Genomic DNA, 13,809 nt, shown 5'->3' on the forward strand with positions numbered 1-13,809 from the left:
GCTCAGGGCTGCTCATGTTGATCGAGAACGGCTTTGGCGGCACGGAAACATTCAAGACCCTGCGGGACGCCGCAATAGATCGCAACCGCATGGATGATGGCGCGGATTTCTTCGCGGCTGACCCCGTTGTTCAGCGCGCCCCGGCAATGCAGTTCCCATTCGTGCATCTTGCCAAGGGCGCCAATCATGGCGAGGTTCATCATCGACCGGGTCTTGGCGTCAATCGTTTCATCGCCCCAGCCAAACCCCCAGCACCAGGCGGTCATGGCTTCTTGGAACGGGCGGGTAAAGTCATCGGCGGCGGCGAGGTTGTTTTCGACATACGCGGCACCAAGGGTCGCCTTGCGTTGCTCCAGACCTTTCAGGAACAGGTCTTCGTCAAAGCTGCTGGTTTGCGGCGCGGCGTCAGAGGGCGTGTTGCTCATTTGGGCGTCCTTTAAGTGTCCAATCCTTCGACGATAGCGATCTGCGCGGAGCAGGCGGCCTGTCGATGGGTGCGGGCGGATTGATATTCGGGCGAGTGGTAGCAGGCGAGGGCGGTGGCCTTGCTGTCGAATTCGATGACGACATGGCGTTGATAGGCTGTGCCCTCCAGCGTCTCCGCCGCGCCACCCCGCGCCAGAAACCGCGCGCCATATTTGGCAAAGGCCGCAGGCGCCTGCTGTTGATAGCCCGCATAGCGATCAGGATCTGTGACTGTGACAAAGGCGATCCAATATCCTTTAGCCATTTGGCGTCTCTTCAGCTGTTGGCGCAGGGTCTTTCAGGAACCGCTGCGCAGTTTGGGCCGCGTCGGCAATATGCGCTTCAACCGCTTTGCGCGCCCTGTCCGGGTCGCGGCTGAGAATGGCATCATGGATCGCGGTCATATGGCTCATCCCTGAGGTTTCGCGGTCCTTTGCCGCGATGGTCAAGGCCCGCAACCGGCTGATCCGCCCATTCAGGCGCTGCACGATCTCCCAGGCAATGCTGTGGCCCGCCTCCATAAAGATAAGCTGATAAAAATCAGTGGTTGCGCGCAGCAGGTTGCTCCACTCGGTATCGGCCATTGTGGCCTCCACCGTATCAAGCGCGCGGGTCAGATTGCCAGCGAATGCCGGTCTTTGTTGCATGGCGCAGCCGGCAGCAGCGGACCCTTCCAGCTGGCGGCGCACGTCGTAGATCTGGCGGGCCTGATCCCAAGAGAGCCGCGCAACGACCGGTCCGCGATTGGGGATGATCTCGACCAGCCCCTCTGCCTCAAGATAGCGAATCGTTTCGCGCACGACGGTCCGGCTCACGCCGAGCTGATCGCAGAGCGGGCGCTCTACCAACCGTTCACCGGGCGCGAAATGTCCGTCGATAATCGCCTCGCGCATCCGGTCCTGCACAATATCTCGCAGAGTTTGCGGCGCCTTGTCGATTTTTCGGAGCGTTGTCTGAGGGCTGTCCATGACTTTCTCTTAGCAACCGACTCTGGCTGCGGCAAGTATGATTGACATATCGTATAATGGTATACCATGATACCAGAAGATTGCCGCTCAGGAGACTCTCATGCCCGCTGCCATTCGCAAAACGCTGCTTCATGTCGAGAACACGTTGATAGAAGGGGGCAGGGAGGCCACCAGCCCGCTCACCATGATTGCGGCGATGGCTGTTATTAAGAACCCCTGGGCCGGGCAGGGCTTTGTTGAGGACCTGGGTCCGCAGATCCGCGACTGCGCGCCGGGCTTGGGCCTTTTGCTGACGGAGATGATTCTGGAGGCGGCAGGCGGCGGTGACCGGGTTGAAGGGTACGGGAAATCCGCGATTGTCGGCCTCAATGGAGAGGTCGAACATGCCTCGGCGCTGATCCACACGCTGCAATTCGGCAACCATTATCGCAACGCGGTGGGGGCAAAATCCTACCTGTCATTCTGCAACACCCGCGGACCTGCCAATGCGCCGTTGATGATTCCGTTGATGGACAAGAACGACGGGGGCAAGCGATCCCATTACCTGACGATCCAGACGTCTGTCGCGGATGCGCCAGCCGCTGATGAGATCCTGATTGCGCTGGGAGCCTCTATCGGGGGCCGTCCGCACCACCGGATCGGCGACCGCTATCAGGATTTGAAAGAGCTTGGCCATGACCTCGACAATCCTGCAGCTGTCTGAGGCTGGGCGCACGGTCGCCCTGCGGGATACGGGGGCGGGCGCGCCGCTGGTCCTGTTGCATGGCGTCGGTATGCAATCCGCCGCCTGGGGGCCGCAGATTGCGGATCTGGGCCGGAGCCACCGGGTCATCGCGCTGGATCTGCCCGGACATGGCGGCAGTGATCCGCTGCTTATAGGGAGTGAGCTGCCGGATTTTGTCGCCTGGCTGAAGGCAGTGGTGCAGGCGCTGGATCTCGGTTCTGTCAGTCTGGCAGGGCATTCAATGGGGGCGTTGATCGCGACTGGTTTTGCTGTAGAGCACCCTGCAATGACCCGTCGGGTGGCGCTGTTGAATGGCGTCTATCGGCGCACGTCGCAGGCGCGGGCGGCTGTGCTGGCCCGTGCTGCCGAAATCGGGGCCGGTCAGCTGGATCTGGCAACGCCGTTGGCACGCTGGTTTGGTGAGACGCCTGCTGACATCAGCGCCCGCGACCGGGTTGCGGGCTGGCTGGGGACGGTTGATCCGGCAGGTTATGCCACCGCCTACGGCGCTTTTGCGCGGGGAGATGCGACCTATGCCCACCGTCTGAGAGAGATCGCCTGCCCCTTCCTCGCCGTCACCGGCGATGGTGATCCCAATTCCACCCCGGCCATGGCGCAGGAGATGGCCGCGCAGGTGCAGCACGGACGCGCCATCGTCATCACCGGCCATCGCCATATGGTGAATCTGACGGCGCCTGATGTGGTCACGGCCCATCTGCGCGACTGGCTGGCAACCGCCCCTGAGGAGACGTATCATGACATCGCTTGATCCGCGCGCCTTGCGCCATGCCTTTGGCAGTTTCATGACCGGTGTAACGGTTGTGACTTCCCATGGCCAAAGCGGCCAGCCGATTGGCTTTACTGCCAACTCTTTTACCTCCGTCTCGCTTGATCCGCCGTTGGTGCTGGTGTGTCTGGCCAACCAGTCGCGCAACTATGATGCGCTGGTCAACGGCGACGGGTTTGCCGTCAATGTGCTGGCGGAAACTCAGACGGAGATATCCAACACCTTTGCCCGACCGGCCGAAGATCGCTTTGCCGGAGTCAACTGGCACAAGGGGCCAGCGGGATCGCCTTTGATCGACGGGGTGTCTGCTTGGTTCGATTGCAGCCTGCACAAGACGGTTGAGGCGGGCGATCATGTGATCCTGATTGGTGAGGTGAAAGCCTTTGACGTCAGCCCGCATCCGGGTTTGGGCTATGCGCGCGGCGCCTATGTCACGGCCGCGACCACTGCAGAACCGGCTGGCACCGGGCCTGATCTCGTGGTCTCCGCCCTGATCGAACGCAACGGAGAGGTGCTGCTGGTCGATGATGGCCAGGGCGGTGCGACCCTACCGGAGGCGCTGGCTGGTCCCGATGGGGCCTCTGCCACGGTGCGCCAGTTGATCGCCGAGACCGGGCTCACGGCAGAGCCGGGCTTTGTCTATTCGGTATTTGAGGATGTCGCGCGCAAACGCCAGCATATCGCGTTTCTCTGTCAGGCAGGGGCAGGTGCGCCGACGCGCGGAACCTTTGTGCCGCTGGCGCAGGACGGGGCGGTTGAAGCAGGTCTTGAGGACATCAGCGATCCGTCGATCCTGACCATGCTGGAGCGGTTCGCCCGCGAGGCAGCATTGGGGGATTTCGGGATCTATTCCGGCAATCAACGCAGCGGCGAAATCCGCCAGATCGCATAACGGCAGGTGACACATGCGCTTTTCTCTTTTTGTTCATATGGAACGGACCTCGGCGGACCAGGATCAACAGCGGCTCTATGACGAGTTCGTCGCGCTGGCCAAGATTGCCGACGATGGCGGTATGCACGCAGTCTGGACCGGAGAGCATCACGGGATGGATTTCACCATCGCGCCGAACCCGTTTCTGAACCTTGTCGATCTGGCGCGCCAGACCAGAAATGTGCGGTTGGGAACCGGCACGATCATCGCGCCGTTCTGGCATCCAATCCGTCTCGCGGGGGAGGCGGCGATGACCGATCTGATCACCGAGGGGCGGTTGGAGCTTGGCATTGCGCGCGGCGCCTATAGTTACGAATACGAACGGATGGTGCCGGGGATGGATGCCTGGGACGCAGGCCAGCGGATGCGGGAGCTGATCCCGGCGATCCAGGGGTTGTGGCAGGGTGACTACGCACAAGAGGGCACCTATCATTCCTTCCCGGCCACGACATCCTCACCCAAGCCGCGACAGGAAAACGGCCCCCCGATCTGGGTCGCAGCACGCGACCCCAACAGCCATGAATTTGCCGTCGCCAATGGCTGCCATGTGCAGGTGACGCCCTTGTGGCAAGGGGATGAGGAGATCACCCGGCTGATTGAGACGTTCAACGACGCCTGCGCCAAACACCCTGATGTGCAACGCCCGGATATCATGCTGTTGAACCATACCTATATTGCCGCAGATGCCGCCGATGCGCAGCAGGCGGCGGAGGAAATCAACCGGTTTTATTGCTACTTCGGCGCCTGGTTCAAAAATGAGCGCCCGGTGTCGCAGGGGCTGATCGCGCCGCTGAGCGAAGCGGAAATCGCGGCCCATCCGTTCTATTCGCCGGAGGCGATGCTGCGTGACAATGTGATCGCCACCGCCGAAGATGCGATTGACCGGATCCGGGGCTATGAGGCGCTGGGGTATGATGAATACAGTTTCTGGATCGACAGCGGGATGAGTTTTGAGCGCAAGAAAGCTTCGCTTGAGCGGTTCATCCGCGATGTCATGCCAGCCTTTGCCTGAAGGGGATCACCATGCAGCAGTTCCAGCAATATATCGGCGGGGTGTTTTCCGACGGCTCTGCCCGTTTTGAGAGCCGCGATCCAGCAAGCGGAGAGGTTTGGGCGATGATGCCTGAGGCCCGCAAGGCGGATGTGGAGGCCGCGGTTGCAGCAGCGCGGGCGGCCTTCCACGCGCCGGGTTGGGCGGACATGACCGCCACTGCGCGCGGCAAGCTGCTTTTTCGGCTGGCCGATTTGATTGCCGAAAATGCAGAGACCCTGGCCCGGTTGGAGACCCGTGATACTGGCAAGATCATTCGCGAAACCTCCGCCCAGATCGCCTATGTGGCCGACTACTACCGTTACTATGCTGGACTTGCAGACAAGATCGAAGGCGCCCATCTGCCGATTGATAAACCCGATATGGAGGTCTGGCTGCGCCGTGAACCGCTTGGGGTGGTGGCAGCTGTGGTGCCGTGGAATTCGCAGTTGTTTTTGGCGGCGGTCAAGATCGGCCCGGCACTGGCAGCAGGCTGTACTGTTGTGCTGAAGGCATCTGAGGAGGGGCTCAGCACCGCTGTTGGAGTTTGCCCGGATCTTTGATCAGGCCGGGTTTCCGGCGGGGGTTTTAAACGTCATCACCGGATTTGGCGCCGATTGCGGCGCGGTGCTGACCTCCCATCCTGGGATTGATCACGTGGCATTCACCGGCGGGCCGGAGACCGCGCGCCATGTTGTGCGCAATTCAGCCGAGAACCTCGCCTCCACCTCTCTGGAGCTGGGCGGAAAATCTCCCTTCATCGTGTTTGAGGACGCAGATATCGACAGCGCGGTCAATGCGCAGGTCTCTGGGATTTTTGCCGCGACAGGGCAAAGCTGCGTGGCCGGGTCTCGACTGATCATATCCAATCAAATCAAGGCGCAGTTTCTGCACCGGTTGAAGGAAAAAGCCGAGAACATCCGCATTGGTGCGCCAGAGCTACCCGAGACCGAGATTGGACCGCTCTGCACCGGTGCCCAGCTCAGCCGGGCCGAGGAACTGATCGTTGCCTCCTTGGCCGCTGGGGCGCAGCTTGTCACAGGCGGTCAGCGGCTCGAGCAAGGGGGGAATTTCTTTCCGCCGACCATACTCGATTGCTCTAAGGCACCCGAGGCGCCCTGTTTGCGGGAGGAATTCTTTGGTCCGGTCCTGTCGGTGCGCGGGTTCGACACCGAGGCCGAGGCGCTGGCGCTGGCCAATGACACCGCCCATGGTCTGGCCTCCGGCGTCTTCACCCGAGATCTCACCCGCGCGCATCGGATGATACGGGGCATTCGGGCCGGCATTGTCTGGGTCAATACCTATCGTGCCGTCAGCCCGATTGCGCCCTTTGGCGGGCAGGGGCTGTCAGGCCATGGGCGCGAGGGCGGATTGCAGGCTGCGCTGGATTACACAAGGGTCAAGACGGTCTGGCTGCGCACCAGTGACGCGCCCATTCCGGATCCCTTTGTCATGCGGTGACCGTCAGACGGCCGACGAACAGGCGGATACTGACGGGGCCATTTGGTGGTGCGGCAGGCTGCGCCCGAGGGTCACCCTCGGCGCAGCCGTATCGCGATCATTGGGGGCGAATGTCGCTGGCCATCTGGCGACCATCGCGCCCTTCGGTCATCTCGAAATCAACTTTTTGATTATCCGCCAGGCCGGTCAGCCCCGACCGTTCAACCTGTGAGATGTGCACAAACACATCTTTGCCGCCGCCTTCCGGCTCGATAAAGCCATAGCCCTTGGTTGTATTGAACCATTTCACGGTGCCACTCGCCATGTTCCCGTGTCTCCTTCCTTCTAGTGAGCCGCCATGAACACACGATAATTTCGTGTTTTCGGGCGACATGATCGGTTCCGCCGCAGTGCGCTGACAGAACAGGCCAGGGAGATTGTCCCAACCCGGTTTTAACTTTTGCACGGACCATGTAAAAATCAAGCAAAACAGTGCAGCTCTACCATAAATTGTGCTGAGCCGCCCCCTCGGGAAAGGAAAAAACGTGCAACTCTTTGGATTGAAGACCTGTGACACCTGCCGCAAGGCGCTGAAACAGCTGCCGGAGGCGGAGCTGGTCGATGTTCGGGCCGATGGTGTGCCGGAGGCCATTCTCACAGCGGCGCTGGCGCAGTTTGGCGACCGCCTGGTCAATACCCGCTCCACCACATGGCGCGGGTTGAGCGAGGCGGAGCGGGCGGGGGAACCGCTGGATCTGCTGAAGGCCCATCCGACGCTGATGAAACGTCCGCTGATCAGATCAGGGGACGATCTGCACCTCGGCTGGGACGCCAAAACCAAGGCGTCCCTTGGCGTTGAGGGCTAGGATCCCCATGTCAGTTCCGGAGTAGATGAGGAGAGCGGCAATGCGCAATGCAGCGCTGGTGCTGGGCATCGTGGCCGGGCTGATTGGCATGGTGGTTGGGTTTGCGGGATATGGCTATACCGCCGCCGTCGAGTATTTTGGCGAGGTCGACGGGATTGCCCGGCAGGTCGAGAATGTCGATCAGCTGCGGCTCTTGGCGGTGATCTCGCCCATTCTGGCGCTGGCGGGTGGCGCGATGGCGATCTCCCGCGCGCTGTGGGGCGGGGTGCTGCTACTGGCGTCGGCGGCGGGACTTTTTGCCGGGTTCGGGTTGAATGTCTTTACCATCTTCCCGATTTCACTGGCGCTGCTGGCTGGGTTGCTTGCCTTGGCGGCGGGCAAACCGGATGAGCCGAAAGCGCATTTCTGAACCGACATGAATAATGGTCATGAAAAAAGGCGCCGCTGCGGATGCAGGGCGCCTTTTTTGGATTTGAAAGCAGATCAGATCAGGCGGCGGCAGGCGCCGTGGCGCGTCGCGCCAGCGCATCCAGCGACAGCGGGCCTGCGCCCTTGAATACCAGAACCAGCAGCAGGAATGTCCACATCACCCGCTGATCCACCAGACCTATGGCATTGTCAAAAAGACTGCCCAGTTTGACGCCATGGCCGGTCACATCGACGATGGTCTGCACCCAGATGAAGCCAATGGTGCCAAGGGCGGCGAGCCGGGTGAGCAGCCCGACCAGGATCAGTGCGGGCAGAACATATTCTGCCACCGTCCCGGCAAAAATCACCAACCGCTGAAAGATATTGAGCTGCGAGACATCATAGAGCACGGCCTCAGCCGCATGCGGGAAGATCTGGCCGAAGGCCCCGGCGGAGGGCGAGAAGATCGACCCATCCGTCTTCAGCCCGGCGGAGTTCCAGTAGTAAACCAACAGAACCGCCGCAAAAACCAGCCGCGCCAGGGTTGGGACGATGAACGCCGACAATCTGTCGGCCCTGCCGGTGAGAGAGGTGTAGGAGGAAACAAGCGCGTGCATCGGTTATCCTTTGCGATCTAGGTCAATGATTGCACCGCCTTGCAGCAACAGGGCGAGCGGGTGTGAGAGGTCGAAATCCGGGTGGTCGGCCTGAACCTTGGTCAGCGCCTCTTCCAATGTGGCGCCACCTGCGATGGCGGTGATCCAGTCGGCACCACCCGCAGGCAACTCCTGCAGAACTGGATCGAATTCGGGCCGGGTGATCAGCACATCCTGCGCCATATGCCGGGGCTTGGGGGCGTTCTCTTCGGTATTGAAGCGCCAGATGTCATAGATTGGCCAGGGTGAGCGCAGCAGGGCAACGGCGGGGGCCAGCGTCAGCCGGGTCGCCATCAGCGCCGCCGGGGGCAGGGCTGCCAGACGCGCCGGGTCAACCGGCGTGGCGTCGCCCGCGTGATACGCCCGGCGCAGGGCCAGGTCGAGCCGCGCCGCATCCGGCAGATAGCCGAGGTGTTTCAGCTGCTCCATCCCGGCAAGAAAATCTGGAAACTCCGCCCCATAGTGCATCATCAGCGGCGAGGAGGGCGGATGGGTGCGCAGATACAGACCGGCCAGCCCATCAAGGTTCTGTTTGCCCAACAGCTTGGCAATCAGGGGAAAGGCGCTGTGCATCGCCTCCGTCAGGGAGACGGCGACATTGTTGCGATAAACGCTAAACCGCCGCCCGGCAGGCTGGCCGGTCGCATCCAGCAGCCCCTCCGGCACTGGCTGGGCCGCGTCCATCATGGCGCGGGTGAAATCTGTTTGCGAGACAGTCATGCCGGGACGCGCTCCAGCGCGAATGCGGCGCGCTCTGCCTCGGCGGCCAAGACGGGCCAGTCGGGCACATCGGTGTCCCATTCAACCAGGACAGGTTTGGGGCCGGATTTGGCCAGCGTATAATCCAGCAGCGCCCAGACAGGATCCACCACCTCAGCGCCGTGGCTGTCAATCAGCAGCGGCTTGCCGTGGTCGTCCTCATCCTCGTCATGGCCGCCCAGGTGGATCTCGCCGACCTGATCCAGCGCAAAAGCATCGATATAGCCCTGCGGCGAGAAATCGAGATTGGTGGCAGAAACAAAGACGTTGTTCACATCCAGCAGCAGCCCGCAGCCGGTGCGGCGGGTGATCTCTGCCAGGAACTCCGGCTCCGACCAGCTGCTCTCGGCAAAGGCGAGATAGCTGGAGGGGTTTTCCAGCAGCATCCGTCGGCCGATGCTGTCTTGCACCTGATTGATATGATCACAGACCCGCGCCAGCGTGGCATTTGTATAGGGCAGCGGCAGCAGGTCGTTGTAGAAATGGCTGTCATGGGTGGACCAGGCGAGATGCTCAGAAAAACTCGCCGGATTGAGCCAGCCGACCAGATGTTTCAGCCGTGCCAGATGATCGGCATCCAATGCCCCCTCGCCACCGATGGAGAGGCCGACGCCATGGACGGAGATGGCAAACTCTTCGCAGAGGTGGCGCAGCTGCGCCAGCGGGCGGCCACCGTCGCCCATGTAGTTTTCGGCGTGGATTTCCAGCCATTTCACTGGGCCAGCATCGGCAAGGATATCGGCAAAATGCTGCGGCTTGTAGCCAACACCGGCTGCGGCGGGCAGGGAAGGGGCGGCGTCCAGCATGGCAGGTCCTCTGGTCCGGTTACAAAAAGGGCGGGAGACCTCCCCGCCCTTGGCCTTAATCCTCTGCTTATGCAGGCAGGTCACGCTCCAGCGGCTCCAGCGAGCCCTTGCGGTCGCTGCCATCCGCCATCGCTGGCAGATCCATGCCTTCGCAGCTGCTCGGCGTCCACGAGGGTCCAGGCATTGCCCTGATAATCGACGGTCGAGGTGCCGGCGCAGGTGGTGCCGGGACCGGCGGCGCAGTCGTTTTGACCGGCGAGGGAGACGCCATAGCATTTCTCTTTGGACTGGGCAGCAGCCGGGGTGACCATGGCAGAGGTCAGCGCAGCAGCAACGGCACCAGCGACGGCGAGGGATTTTGCAGTGTTGGACATTGGTGTCTTCCTTCTTTGGAAATTGGTTGCGAGGGCGGTGTTACAAGTCAGACATTAGCTCAGGCCGGGAAGTCTTTGAATTCACGAGCCTGTGTCTCACGCGGGCGTCAGCAGCTGTGACCGTATATTACAACCTTCTGGCTGCCGAACCCTTAAAACCATGCGCAAAAAGAAACCGGCCCCGCAAGTGGGGGCCGGTAAATGGGTAAAGATCAGCAAAAGACCGCAGAAATGTTACAGAAGATCCGGCGGCGTTGCCTCAACCGCCAAGGTCTTTGTTACAGCGTCCAGCGCTTCGACCTTGGTCTGTTTCTCGCCCAGACGCCGGACGGAGACGGTGCGCTCTTCGACCTCGCGGTGACCGACGGCCAGAATGACCGGCACCTTGCCCACGGAATGCTCGCGGACCTTGTAGTTGATCTTCTCGTTTCGGATATCGGCCTCGGCGCGCACACCGGCGGCGCGCAGGGTTTCAACCACTTCGTTCACATAGTCATCCGCGTCCGATGTGATGGAGGCGACAACCACCTGACGCGGGGCCAGCCAGAACGGCAGCTTGCCTGCGTGTTCTTCGATCAGGATGCCGATGAATCGTTCAAAACTGCCAAGGGTGGCGCGGTGCAGCATGAACGGGCGGTGCTTGCTGCCGTCCTGACCGATGAAATTCGCATCCAGACGTTCCGGCAGGTTAGGATCCACCTGCAGGGTGCCGCACTGCCAATTCCGGCCAATCGCGTCGGTCAGGGTGAATTCCAGCTTGGGACCGTAGAAGGCACCTTCGCCCTCCAGCAGTTCATAGTCATAGCCTGCCGCCTTGCAGGCATCGCCAAGCGCCTTCTCCACCAGATCCCAGCTTTCATCGCTGCCGATCCGCTTTTCCGGGCGGGTCGAGAGCTTGATGGTCCAGTCGTGGAAGCCGAGGTCGGCATAGACCTTGGACAGGAAGGCGATGAACTTGGCGGTTTCAGATTCGATCTGATCCTCGGCGCAGAAGATGTGACCATCATCCTGAGTGAACCCACGCACCCGCATAATACCATGCAGCGCGCCCGAGGGCTCATAGCGCGCACAGGAGCCGAATTCGGCCATGCGCAGCGGCAGATCGCGGTAGGATTTGAGGCCCTGATTGAACACCTGTACGTGGCAGGGGCAGTTCATCGGCTTCAGCGCGTTCACGGCCTTTTCACGGGCGTGATCCTCGTCCACCTCAACGATGAACATGTTTTCCTGGTATTTGTCCCAGTGGCCGGAGGCCTCCCACAGTTTGCGGTCCACCACCTGCGGGGTGTTTACCTCGACATAGCCGTCGCGGTCCTGCATGCGGCGCATGTAGTCCTGCAAGGTGGTATAGATTTTCCAGCCGTTGGGATGCCAGAAGATCTGGCCGGGTGCCTCTTCCTGCATGTGGAACAGGTTCATCTCGCGGCCCAGCTTGCGGTGATCGCGCTTGGCAGCCTCTTCCAGCATGTGGAGATGGGCCTTGAGCTTCTCCTTGCCGGTGAAGGCAACGCCATAGATCCGCTGCAGCATGGCGCGGTCGCTGTCGCCGCGCCAATAGGCGCCTGCGATGGACATCAGCTTGAAGGCATCACCCGGCAACTGGCCGGTGTGTTGCAGGTGCGGGCCACGGCAAAGGTCCTGCCAGTCACCGTGCCAGTACATGCGCAGCGGCTCATCGCCGGGGATGCTCTCGATCAGCTCGACCTTATAGGGTTCATTGTTGTCGGTGTAGTGCTGAATCGCGCGGTCGCGCTCCCAGACCTCGGTGCGCACCTCGTCCCGCTTGTTGATGATCTCTTTCATCTTCTTTTCGATGGTGCCGAGATCTTCGGGGGTGAAGGGCTCTGCGCGGTCGAAGTCGTAGTACCAGCCGTTTTCAATCACCGGGCCGATGGTGACCTTGGTGTCGGGCCAGATCTCCTGCACCGCGCGCGCCATCACATGGGCCAGATCGTGGCGGATCAGCTCATTGGCCTGCTCTTCGTCCTTCATAGTGTGAAGCGCGATGGAGGCGTCGGTGTCAATCGGCCACTGCAGATCCCAATGCGCACCATTGACGGTGGCAGAGATCGCTTTTTTGCCAAGTGAGGTAGAGATGGAGGATGCGACCTCAGCAGGGGTGATGCCTGCGTCATAGGATCGTGCATTGCCATCGGGGAAGGTGAGAGAGACTTGGGCCATATATCGGCACTCCTCGTCGGTTTGGCGCCCACTGAACGCCCGGTTGCGGGTTATGGTGTTGTGCTCATTTGGCAGGGGCGCGCGAGGCTGTCAAGCGGGCGAGGGGCCAGCCCCGCGCGCGCTCCGGGATATTTTGTGCCAGAAAATGTAGAAGCAGGATCAGGGGCCTGGATCAGGGGGTAGGGGCTGGCACACCTGCGCGGATCAGGGCGGAGTAGTCTTGCGTGATGCCCTGGGCTTGCGCTTTGGCGGTGATACTGCCGCGTTCGCGCAGCTCCTCAGTGCTGTAGCCTGTGGCCAGTACCCCCTGATCATGGGCGTATTCGGGCAGGTAGCCATTGGCCAGCACCCGCCAGTCCAGCGGCACGTCCTCAACGATGGTGCGGATCATCGTCATCACCACGGTGGTGCAGTTTGAGGTCAGTGAATTATACCACTGCGGCTGCGCGGCCAGCCTGTTGGCGGCCTCGACATATTGCATCAGCAGCGCGCGGGCGGTGTCCGGATCAGTGTCGATGCGAAACAGCTGCACATCCTCACCGCGGGCATTGGTGCGGGTGCCGACCACGTCGCGTTCGTCTGCGGCGATCAGCACCAGCGTATTCGTCTTGAACAGATCCGCGATGGGGGAGAAGCCACCACCAACCTGACGCCGCACCTCCACCGACCAGGCGATATGCGCGCCATCTTCAAAGCCGAAGCTGACAATCATATGCGCCATCTCCGGCCCGGCCCAGTAAGACATAAAAAGATCGACGGTTTCCAGCTGGCTGAGGTCATAGCTGCGGGTTTCCCAGCGGGGGGTGAATTCGGTTGGGGTGGTCCAGTCGAAATTGCGCACATCTGTCAGCGTCAGGATATCGCCGTCGCGGGTGCCAGTGACCTGCCGCGCAACATCGGGCGACCAATTCGCCTCTGCCGGAGGTGTGAGGCTCGCCCACCACCAGATCAGCGCCGCAAGCGCGAGACAGAAGGTCGACAGCCCGCGCAAGGCCCGCCCCCGGATCACCGCCCAGAGGGTGGCCAGACCAAGACCGGCAAAGCCGGAAGCTGCGGCTGTGCGCCAGAGGCTGTCGACGGGCAGCCGGTACCACAATGCCATGGCCCCCCAGACGGTGGTCAGCAGGATCAGCAGACAGAGGAGGCCGAGACAGAAAAGACGAAGGGCACGGGGCAAGGGCTGGCTCCTGATCGTGGGGCAAAGAGGGATATCGCGCGGACCCTAGGCATGGCGGCGATGGGTCGCAAGGGTGTTGCGTCGGTCAAAAGTCGCCAAGTCTGAAGGCGTTGCCGCGCTGCACCTTGGCCGATCTGTGCCGGGATCCCATGCGGCTGCGGTCAAACACGCCATTGCCGTCGCGCCGTTGCCGTGGCAAATCTGAAGGCCTGTGATTTGGCACGATACCAACGGGGG

The 13,809-nt window shown here is 61.6% G+C and carries 15 protein-coding genes and 2 pseudogenes; 7 read left to right on the top strand and 10 right to left on the bottom strand.

Going from position 1 to position 13,809, the window contains the following annotated elements; genetic code table 11:
- Positions 1-2: 2 nt before the first annotated feature.
- Genes L0Z65_RS03400 through L0Z65_RS03410 form a run of 3 tightly spaced genes read right to left on the bottom strand, consistent with a single transcriptional unit; the run spans position 3 to position 1,433 of the window.
- Positions 3-425 (bottom strand): carboxymuconolactone decarboxylase family protein, encoded by a 423-nt coding sequence (locus L0Z65_RS03400; RefSeq protein ID WP_052465652.1) that lies wholly within the window; start codon positions 423-425, stop codon positions 3-5.
- Between the two features lie 11 nt (positions 426-436).
- The gene (locus L0Z65_RS03405) at positions 437-730 is read right to left on the bottom strand and encodes a DUF1330 domain-containing protein (RefSeq protein WP_040170504.1); all 294 of its coding nucleotides are present in this window, start codon (positions 728-730) and stop codon (positions 437-439) included.
- The gene (locus L0Z65_RS03410; protein ID WP_405110774.1) at positions 723-1,433 is read right to left on the bottom strand and encodes a GntR family transcriptional regulator; all 711 of its coding nucleotides are present in this window, start codon (positions 1,431-1,433) and stop codon (positions 723-725) included. Before L0Z65_RS03410 ends, L0Z65_RS03405 begins: the two co-directional genes overlap by 8 nt.
- 100 nt (positions 1,434-1,533) lie before the next feature.
- Between L0Z65_RS03410 and L0Z65_RS03415 the strand changes: the two genes are divergently transcribed.
- The 5 genes and pseudogenes from L0Z65_RS03415 (at position 1,534) to L0Z65_RS03435 (ending at position 6,366) form a co-directional block, all read left to right on the top strand.
- Positions 1,534-2,136, top strand: a complete 603-nt coding sequence (locus L0Z65_RS03415; protein WP_405110777.1) for an amino acid synthesis family protein — start codon at positions 1,534-1,536, stop codon at positions 2,134-2,136.
- Positions 2,108-2,926, top strand: coding sequence for an alpha/beta fold hydrolase (locus L0Z65_RS03420; RefSeq protein WP_405110780.1), 819 nt, complete (start codon positions 2,108-2,110; stop codon positions 2,924-2,926). Before L0Z65_RS03415 ends, L0Z65_RS03420 begins: the two co-directional genes overlap by 29 nt.
- On the top strand, positions 2,913-3,836 hold the full coding sequence (locus L0Z65_RS03425; protein WP_405110783.1) for a flavin reductase: 924 nt from the start codon (positions 2,913-2,915) through the stop codon (positions 3,834-3,836). Before L0Z65_RS03420 ends, L0Z65_RS03425 begins: the two co-directional genes overlap by 14 nt.
- A 13-nt stretch (positions 3,837-3,849) precedes the next feature.
- On the top strand, positions 3,850-4,887 hold the full coding sequence (locus L0Z65_RS03430) for an LLM class flavin-dependent oxidoreductase (protein ID WP_405110786.1): 1,038 nt from the start codon (positions 3,850-3,852) through the stop codon (positions 4,885-4,887).
- Positions 4,888-4,898: 11 nt separating this feature from the next.
- Positions 4,899-6,366: pseudogene (locus L0Z65_RS03435) on the top strand (aldehyde dehydrogenase).
- Positions 6,367-6,463: 97 nt separating this feature from the next.
- Here L0Z65_RS03435 and L0Z65_RS03440 read toward each other — a convergent pair.
- On the bottom strand, positions 6,464-6,670 hold the full coding sequence (locus L0Z65_RS03440) for a cold-shock protein (RefSeq protein ID WP_014875099.1): 207 nt from the start codon (positions 6,668-6,670) through the stop codon (positions 6,464-6,466).
- A gap of 220 nt (positions 6,671-6,890) precedes the next feature.
- Between L0Z65_RS03440 and L0Z65_RS03445 the strand changes: the two genes are divergently transcribed.
- Complete coding sequence (locus L0Z65_RS03445; protein WP_405110790.1) at positions 6,891-7,211, top strand: arsenate reductase family protein; 321 nt, start codon at positions 6,891-6,893, stop codon at positions 7,209-7,211.
- 40 nt (positions 7,212-7,251) lie between these two features.
- Positions 7,252-7,620 (top strand): hypothetical protein, encoded by a 369-nt coding sequence (locus L0Z65_RS03450; protein ID WP_102896727.1) that lies wholly within the window; start codon positions 7,252-7,254, stop codon positions 7,618-7,620.
- Between the two features lie 79 nt (positions 7,621-7,699).
- On the opposite strand, the gene L0Z65_RS03455 is transcribed toward L0Z65_RS03450, so the two are convergent.
- The 6 genes and pseudogenes from L0Z65_RS03455 to L0Z65_RS03480 form a co-directional block, all read right to left on the bottom strand.
- Positions 7,700-8,236, bottom strand: a complete 537-nt coding sequence (locus L0Z65_RS03455) for a DoxX family protein (protein WP_118068207.1) — start codon at positions 8,234-8,236, stop codon at positions 7,700-7,702.
- A gap of 3 nt (positions 8,237-8,239) precedes the next feature.
- Entirely contained in the window at positions 8,240-8,995 is a 756-nt protein-coding gene (locus L0Z65_RS03460) for a putative DNA-binding domain-containing protein (protein WP_405110793.1), read from the bottom strand.
- Positions 8,992-9,840, bottom strand: a complete 849-nt coding sequence (locus tag L0Z65_RS03465) for a DUF692 family multinuclear iron-containing protein (protein ID WP_405110796.1) — start codon at positions 9,838-9,840, stop codon at positions 8,992-8,994. Before L0Z65_RS03465 ends, L0Z65_RS03460 begins: the two co-directional genes overlap by 4 nt.
- A 67-nt stretch (positions 9,841-9,907) precedes the next feature.
- Positions 9,908-10,214, bottom strand: a pseudogene (locus L0Z65_RS03470) (DUF2282 domain-containing protein).
- Between the two features lie 234 nt (positions 10,215-10,448).
- Positions 10,449-12,395 carry a threonine--tRNA ligase gene (gene thrS / locus L0Z65_RS03475; RefSeq protein ID WP_405110799.1) on the bottom strand — a complete coding sequence of 649 codons (1,947 nt, stop codon included), beginning with the start codon at positions 12,393-12,395 and terminating at the stop codon, positions 10,449-10,451.
- A gap of 172 nt (positions 12,396-12,567) precedes the next feature.
- On the bottom strand, positions 12,568-13,572 hold the full coding sequence (locus tag L0Z65_RS03480; protein WP_405110802.1) for a DUF4105 domain-containing protein: 1,005 nt from the start codon (positions 13,570-13,572) through the stop codon (positions 12,568-12,570).
- Between the last annotated feature and the right edge of the window lie 237 nt (positions 13,573-13,809).

Source organism: Phaeobacter sp. BS52 (assembly GCF_045040595.1).
Lineage (GTDB): Bacteria > Pseudomonadota > Alphaproteobacteria > Rhodobacterales > Rhodobacteraceae > Phaeobacter > Phaeobacter piscinae.